At 59.8% G+C, this 2,766-nt stretch carries 3 protein-coding genes and 1 pseudogene; 1 reads left to right on the top strand and 3 read right to left on the bottom strand.

Annotation, left to right across the window (positions count from 1 at the left end; all coding sequences use genetic code 11):
• A partial coding sequence (locus tag A3A5_RS44850) for a hypothetical protein (protein ID WP_232431365.1) occupies window positions 1-184 on the top strand: 184 nt, incomplete at its 5' end.
• A 202-nt stretch (window positions 185-386) separates the two neighbouring features.
• On the opposite strand, the gene A3A5_RS0116700 is transcribed toward A3A5_RS44850, so the two are convergent.
• The 3 genes and pseudogenes from A3A5_RS0116700 to A3A5_RS44840 form a co-directional block, all read right to left on the bottom strand.
• Window positions 387-1,517 carry an isocitrate/isopropylmalate dehydrogenase family protein gene (locus A3A5_RS0116700; protein WP_018311689.1) on the bottom strand — a complete coding sequence of 377 codons (1,131 nt, stop codon included), beginning with the start codon at window positions 1,515-1,517 and terminating at the stop codon, window positions 387-389.
• Window positions 1,518-1,532: 15 nt separating this feature from the next.
• Window positions 1,533-1,835 carry a cupin domain-containing protein gene (locus A3A5_RS44845; protein ID WP_255343516.1) on the bottom strand — a complete coding sequence of 101 codons (303 nt, stop codon included), beginning with the start codon at window positions 1,833-1,835 and terminating at the stop codon, window positions 1,533-1,535.
• Window positions 1,836-1,912: 77 nt separating this feature from the next.
• Window positions 1,913-2,635: pseudogene (locus A3A5_RS44840) on the bottom strand (amidohydrolase).
• Between the last annotated feature and the right edge of the window lie 131 nt (window positions 2,636-2,766).

The raw sequence follows: 2,766 nt of genomic DNA, 5'->3' as shown, positions 1-2,766 counted from the left end.
TGTCATGTCGTTTAATCACCTTGAAGGGGGCGGGCATAAAATTCCTCCGTTTTTCGGAACTGGGCAGCCTGCCGTCGTCAAACCGACCAGTGGTGAGTTATCGGCTTTTGAGCTAGATCCCCTGAGTTGGGGTCATCGTACTTTTGGTGTCAGATCTGGCGCTCCGGCCTTGAAAACCGTTTGAAATCAGTTATTTGCAAGATCGGCGGGTACGTGGGGCGAAGCAACTGTGAAAACGTTGCTGCAAGCGGCATTCGGGCTTGCTAGCGCCAGATTTCGCACCAAAAGTACTACAAGGGCTTCCCCTTTGGCGCAAGCGCCAATCAGTTTGTATGGAGCACTGAGCTGCCGTGCCGGAGTTATGTGAGAGGTGAAGGACTGCAGTACTACAAACGGTCATAGTGGGCCGCTGGCCCGGACCCTGATGTAAAACGCGCGCGAGGGCCTCGTTCGATTATCGGGCTTTGCGTCCCCCAACTTTTCTCAGGTAAGGCGGCACAGCCCATCGAGCCGCCGAGGTCCGCCGTACGGGTAGCGGGGTTCGCCAGTACCTTGTCCACGGCTGCGTCGATCGCTACAGCGGCTGCCACGAAGTTCGGCTTCGCGCGGTGTTCGCCCAGCCATTGCACGAGCATGGCGACGGATAGGATCATCGACGTCGGGTTGGCCTTGTCCTGGCCTTGGATGTCCGGCGCCGAACCGTGCTGGGCCTGGGCGCAGCAAAGGTTGTCGCCCGCCATGACCGAGCCACCCAGACCCAAGCTGCCCGACAGTTCACTGGCCAGATCCGAGAGAATGTCGCCATAGAAGTTCGTGGCCACAATCACATCGAAGCGCGATGGGTCGCGCACCAGGTAGGCCGTCGACGCATCGACCAGCAGGTCGTCGAACTTCACTTCGGGAAACTCGGCGGCCACCTTGCGCACTTCACGCAGGAACAGTCCATCGGTCATATGGAAGCTGTTGGCCTTGTGGATCGCCGTCACATGCTTCTTCCGCTTCATTGCCAGTTCGAAGGAACGTCGTGCGATGCGCTCCGAGCAATGCGCCGTGATCTTGCGCACCGAGATCGCCATGTCCTTGGACGGCATCATTTCGCCCCAGCCCTCGTACATGTTGCGGTCGGGATAGAAGCCTTCAGTCGCCTCACGCATGATGACGAGGTCCATGTTTTTGGCGCCCTTGCCCAGGAACTCACGGGAGCGCGAAGGACGGACGTTGGCATACAGGTCCAGGTCGCAACGGAACGCGGCCGAGATGTTGCGGCCGCCTTTGTCCGGCGCGGGATAGTCCGCATGCGACTGCGTGCCGAGGATCACGCCGTCGTACGAAGTGGCCTTGTCCAGTACTTCTTGACGCAGCGTCGTGCCATGCTTTTCCAGGCTGATGAAGCCGACGTCTTCATAGTCGAACTGCAGACCTAGATAGAAGGCGTGGTCGGCCTGCTTCAGTACATCAATGGAGGCAGCAACGATTTCGGGGCCGATGCCGTCGCCCGGGAGAACAAGAATACGCATGATGGAAACTCTAAGTTAAGCCTTGGGGTTCTGGTGTTCGGCCGATACGGGACGTGTTTCGCCGCTATCGACCAGGGTGCGCGTGGCTTCGGGCGTCGCGTAAATCCACAGGATCTTCATCGGCTCCGTCTTCGACAGGTTGCGGAAGCGGTGTGGGACGTTGGGGGGAATGAAGGTGGTATCCAACGGCTTCAGGCGGTATTCAAGCCCGTCGATATCGAGCATCGCGTCGCCTTCCACCAACACCACGCTTTCCTGGCAGTTGTGGCTGTGAAACGGAATCTCGACGCCGCCGGCGAACGAGGTGTAGCCGGTGATAAAGCTGTCCGAGCCAACGGACCTGCCAACAAGCGGGGTGGTGCTGGCGCCGCCGCCACGGTCATAGTTGGGCAGGGTCAGACCGCCGCGCGGCCGAAACCGTAAAGACGGGCCGGGTTGTCGACAAGAATGCGTTGCAGCAGCGCGGGAGTCTTGGCCCAGCTTGCCAACTGGTTCACTGCGCGGCCCGCATCCTCCTTGCGAAACGGTTCGATCTGGTCAAGATTGCCGTTGCAATTGCCCGAACTACCCGTATGCGGCCAGTCCGATGCCCACACCAGGCGGTCCGGCCTTGCCTCAATCAGCGTCTGGGCAAACTCGGTAACGTCCTCGAAATTTGGGGCGTTCCGCGACGCACGATATGGCGCCTACAGCTTTACGTAGGCATTGCCACCCTTCACCAAGTCCACCACCGCCGCGAACGCAGTCTTCTGTTCGTCCTTCTTGTGGGCTTTAATGCCGGCGAAGTGGTCCAGCACCACCGGCACCTTGAGTCCGGCGATATCCTTGGCCAGCTCGGCCGTCACGTCGACATCCGCATAGATTTGCACCGCCCAGCCAAGCGGCCCCACCAGTTGCTCAGCGCGCTTCAACTGTGTCTGCGCGAACTCGTGATTGCGCTGGCCGCTGACTTCCAGGTTCAAGCGAATTCCGCGAACGCCTTTCGCATGCATGACCTGCAGATCTCGCAGCGAGGTTTTCTCCAGATCGATCACTGCCACGCCGCGGGCGCGCTCGCCGAGCTGACCCAGGACGTCAATCAACGCGGCGTTGTCAACGCCGTAGACGCTTGGCTGCACTAGCACAATACCGCTTCACCAGAGAAGAACATGGACTGCAGCTACGCCGCTATTGGAGTAGTGCCTGTCCTCAGTGCACCATGCGATCTCAATGCACGCCGAGTCCGTATCGGCGCATCTCCAGATGGGAG

The sequence above is a fragment of the Cupriavidus sp. UYPR2.512 genome (assembly GCF_000379565.1).
Classification (GTDB): Bacteria; Pseudomonadota; Gammaproteobacteria; order Burkholderiales; family Burkholderiaceae; genus Cupriavidus.
This window is presented reverse-complemented; position numbering and strand designations above follow the sequence as displayed.